Origin of the sequence: Confluentibacter citreus (assembly GCF_002807055.1) — a bacterium.
Taxonomy (GTDB): Bacteria; Bacteroidota; Bacteroidia; order Flavobacteriales; family Flavobacteriaceae; genus Confluentibacter; species Confluentibacter citreus.
In genome coordinates this window covers 1-2629 of record NZ_NIXN01000019.1, presented here as the reverse complement: position 1 = coordinate 2629, position 2629 = coordinate 1, and the positions used below count along the sequence as shown (strand labels likewise).

Here is a 2629-nt window from a genome sequence, read left to right as displayed (position 1 = left end):
TGTATAAAAAATTGCTAGTTTTAGCTAGCACAAAGTTTGTTGCCCGTTTGCTGGCTTCCGATTTTCCTTCGGAAAATCCTCGCCACCTAACACGCAACTTTCCATACACGAACACGTTGGCAACAAGCTATGAAATCCGTCAATTCAAGAAAAATAGATGATTAAATTGATAATTTTGTATCTTTGATAAAAAGCTGAATAAAATGAATTTAGAAGCTCGAAAAATAGAATTTGTAAAAGAATTTTTAAAACTTCAAAGTGAAGAAGCAGTTTCTCGTTTAGAAAAAATATTGAGAAAAGAAAAAAATGCTTCTGACGAGCGAATATTTGAACCTATGACTCAGGATGAGCTGAACGCACGAATTGACCAATCGGAATCTGATTTCCGAAACAATCGATTTAAAAACAGTTCTGAACTTTTAGCCAAATACAAATAATGACCTTGAAAATTATTTGGTCTGAATTCGCTGAAACTCAACTTGACGAAATTTACGAATATTACAAGGAGAAAGCTAGCCCAAGAATTGCCAAAAAACTTCTGAAAGGAATTATCAACGAACCAAAAAAGTTGATAAAGACACCGTACATCGGACAAGAAGAGGAATTACTCAAACACAGAGATTTTGAATATAGATATTTAGTTTTCAAAAACTACAAACTAATTTATTCAGTGGATGCCGAAAATGGATTTATAAAAATTGCTGATGTTTTTGATACTCGACAAAATCCACCAAAATTGAAACGGACAAAATAAAAGCCAGTTGCCAACACCGTATAAAATTAATTGCTAGTGCAAGCCTACTTACGAAAATCCTCGCGGATTTTCTATTCGGTTTGTATTTGCTAAATTAGGTGCTTAAACCACGCAACTAATCTTATACGAACACGTTATGTGCAAGCTAAAAAAATGAACATCGAACAAAAATTAGAATATATAAAGAGCACTGTATTTCACGAGCTTGGACACTTAACTGGATATTGTTTAGCGAGTAAATACGAAGAAACTGATTTAGGTAATGTTAAATCATTTGAAATTGGTTTTCCAAAAAATATTGTTGTCCCTACTAAATCATTTTACCATATTGAACTTGATTTATTAAAAGAACAAGACAGAATAAAAAAAGAAACTGAAAATATTCCGAGAACAGTTGCTTGGTTTATCGAAGTAATTTCTGGTTGTACTTTTCAATCGATAGTTGAAAAAAAACATTTCAAAAGTTGTTTTGGCTTTGGAAACAATTTCGATGGACATTTAGACTTTAGCAATTTAGCAATTGTTAGAAATGTATCTAGTTTCAATTGGAACTTTGACGAACTTCACGAACTTCAGAATGAATTCCTAAAAACTTTAATTGACCATAGCTTTGTTCAAAATTTAGAACCAATAGTTCAGGAGTTGCTCAATAGGATTAGGTTAGCTCCTTTGCTTCAATTAAAATTAAATCCTTCCGAAATTGAAAATTTAACTAATCAGATTCATAATAGCATTCCGAAAAAATTATTGAATGACTATAAGGAAATAGTCGACAAATACACGTTTGTATTTTCTAGAAAAGCTGACTTTATCGCTGAATTAAAATATAGAACAACAGAAGAAGGTGGAAGAACTACAAACGCGAAATCCGGATATAGACCAACGATTAAATTTGATTTTTCAGATATTCAAACATCAGGAAGCCAGAGATTCATGAATCGTAATTTTGCTATTCCAGGACAGACAGTTGTTGCAGAAATCAGGGTTGCCTCGACTGACTTTTTAAAAAACAAACTTGAAGAAGGAACAGCATTCGACTTTAGAGAAGGTTCACGTATAATAGGATTTGGAAAAGTAATAAAAGTAGTTAACCAAAATTTGGAACTAGGAAAAGCCAGCACATAACACCGTGTATAAAAAATTGCTAAATTTAGCTAGCACAAAGTTAGTTGCCCGTTTGCAGGCTTCCGATTTTCCTTCGGAAAATCCTCGCCCTCAAACACGCAACTTTCCATACACGAACACGTTGTAGCCAATTAGAGAAATGAGTACTGAAAACGAAAATTTTATTCCAAATCAAAAAACTCGGAAAAAATTAGCCGAAAAATTGAATTTGGAATTTGACGAAAATATGCAAGATTGGGAATATGAAATATCCGACCCAAACCGAATTGCTGAATTCATAGCGGAATATGATAATGTGAATTCTTCAATAAAGGAAAAAGAATCTTTAATGGAAATTATTCTTGACAGTCTGAATGATATGGGAAGAAAAAATGAAAATAATGATTTTGAAAAATATTTGGATTCTGCTCTTTTGCGTTTAAAAAAAGAATCTTAAAATCCATCGCGGAACTATTGAATATTGGAAAAACGGGGACTTTGATATTTCTGATTTTATAAAAATATAACTGGCTACAACACCGTGTATAAAAAATTGCTAGTTTTAGCTAATACAAAGTTGGTTGCTCGTTTGCCGGCTTCCGATTTTCCTTCGGAAAATCCTCGCCCCCAAACACGCAACTTTCCATACACGAACACGTTGGCAAACAGTTTGAAAAAACGTAACCGAATGAAAAAATGGGAATAAAAGAATATTTAGATAATAGTCTGGACAAATATTATATCGGAATTCTGAATAAGAACGGATTTGAA

General features: G+C 32.7%; 4 protein-coding genes. All 4 read left to right on the top strand.

Features of this window, described 5'->3' with window-relative positions:
- Nucleotides 1-203 precede the first annotated feature (203 nt).
- The 4 genes from CDH49_RS15395 (at nt 204) to CDH49_RS15380 (ending at nt 2315) form a co-directional block, all read left to right on the top strand.
- Nucleotides 204-437, top strand: a complete 234-nt coding sequence (locus CDH49_RS15395; RefSeq protein ID WP_100616421.1) for a hypothetical protein — start codon at nt 204-206, stop codon at nt 435-437.
- Nucleotides 437-754, top strand: a complete 318-nt coding sequence (locus CDH49_RS15390; RefSeq protein WP_100616420.1) for a type II toxin-antitoxin system RelE/ParE family toxin — start codon at nt 437-439, stop codon at nt 752-754. The genes CDH49_RS15395 and CDH49_RS15390 overlap by 1 nt, the downstream gene beginning before the upstream one ends.
- Nucleotides 755-907: 153 nt before the next feature.
- Nucleotides 908-1879 (top strand): EF-Tu C-terminal domain-related protein, encoded by a 972-nt coding sequence (locus tag CDH49_RS15385; protein ID WP_100616419.1) that lies wholly within the window; start codon nt 908-910, stop codon nt 1877-1879.
- A 139-nt stretch (nt 1880-2018) separates the two neighbouring features.
- Complete coding sequence (locus CDH49_RS15380; protein WP_100616418.1) at nt 2019-2315, top strand: hypothetical protein; 297 nt, start codon at nt 2019-2021, stop codon at nt 2313-2315.
- Nucleotides 2316-2629: the final 314 nt, after the last annotated feature.

Coding starts and splice junctions, on each gene's coding strand:
- CDH49_RS15395 (WP_100616421.1), top strand. CDS start 204: ATGAATTTAGAAGCTCGAAAAATAGAATTTGTAAAAGAATTTTTAAAA.
- CDH49_RS15390 (WP_100616420.1), top strand. CDS start 437: ATGACCTTGAAAATTATTTGGTCTGAATTCGCTGAAACTCAACTTGAC.
- CDH49_RS15385 (WP_100616419.1), top strand. CDS start 908: ATGAACATCGAACAAAAATTAGAATATATAAAGAGCACTGTATTTCAC.
- CDH49_RS15380 (WP_100616418.1), top strand. CDS start 2,019: ATGAGTACTGAAAACGAAAATTTTATTCCAAATCAAAAAACTCGGAAA.